The organism is bacterium (assembly GCA_024224155.1).
GTDB lineage: Bacteria > Acidobacteriota > Thermoanaerobaculia > Multivoradales > JAHEKO01 > CALZIK01.
The window spans coordinates 1-1,268 of sequence record JAAENP010000463.1; the positions used below are offsets into that span (position 1 = coordinate 1).

A 1,268-nucleotide genomic window follows, 5' to 3' on the forward strand; every position below is an offset into this window, starting at 1 on the left:
CGCCCTTTCCCCAGCTGTTCCGGCGACATCTCCCATCCGAGCATGGCGCCCCGCCGGTTCAGCGTGTAGCGGAAGGAGGTCTTGGCCGAGGCACTGGTCATGACCACGATCTTCTCCTTCAGCCCGGGGATCAACTGCTCGAGGTTCGAAAGCGCGTGCCTCTCGAAAGCCGCCTTGTGGGCCGGCCAATCGTCGATCGACCCGTAGTCGATCTCCCGCACCCGCTGGATGATGACGACCTGACCTCCTTCAGGCGCCATGCGGGGCTCGAAGAGTGTCGGTGAAAAGACCTTGAACCTGAGGGCGCTGCGGCCGACCTCGTCGCTGTCCCAGTTCTCCCAGTAATAGCCCGAAATGTCGTTCAGCAGCTGGTGCGAGACGTCGCGCAGGCCGATGTGGGCGAGGAAGCAGGGCATGGTCGGGCGCAGCTGCCGGAGATCTTCGACGAAGGCCGGATCGATCTCGGAGGGATCGAACATCTCCTCGCAGGCCCGCAGCAGGTCGCCGTTGTGAATCACCAGGTCCGCGCGGATGGTGTGCCGGGTCCGCTTCTTGGGCGGGCCGGTCTCGATCTCGACGCCGCGGACCCGGCCGCCCTCGGTGAGGATCCGCCTCGCCAGGGTCCGCAGGTGGACGTGCCCGCCCTGCTCTTCGAGCCGCTGCGACAGGTCGTCGGCGAAGACCTGCGAGCCGCCCACCGGGTAGTAGTTGCCCAGGAAGTACGACAGCCGCAGCATCGAGTCGAAGATGAACGAGGTGCGGCTCGGCGGCGAGCCCCAGTGCGGGACGTCGGCGGCGAGCAGCGGCTTGAGCTTGCGGTCGCGGATGTGGCGGTCGAGCGCCTGGCGCAGCGTCAGGTCGCGGTAGGGATCGAGATGAGGCGTGTCTCGCCACCGGAAGTAATTGAGCAGGCCGTAGTAGTAGACGCGGCGCACGTCGGCAAAGAAGGAGTCGAGGGCGTCGGCCTCGGCGGGGAATCTCCGCTTGAGGTCCGCCATGTAGGTGTCGTAGTCGGCGGACACCGCGAAGAAGGAGCCGTCGGGGAAGTGGAACTGGTCGACCGGGTCCATCTTGACCCATTCCGTGGTCACGCCGAGGTCTCTCAGCAGCTGGCCGGTGATGGTGTCCGGGTTGCCGAGCAGCGGGTAGAAGTGGGTCGCCGCGTCGAAGATGTAGCCGCGGCGGCGGAAGGTGCTGCAGTAGCCGCCGGCCACGTAGTGCTGCTCCACCAGCAGGACGTCGAGCCCCGCCTTCGCCAGCAGGTTGCC

The 1,268-nt window shown here is 66.6% G+C and carries 1 protein-coding gene; it reads right to left on the bottom strand.

Annotated elements, in window-relative coordinates; all coding sequences use genetic code 11:
- Positions 1 to 1,268 (bottom strand): NAD(P)/FAD-dependent oxidoreductase (locus GY769_22340; GenBank protein MCP4204658.1); only part of this gene is annotated, 1,268 nt, incomplete at both ends.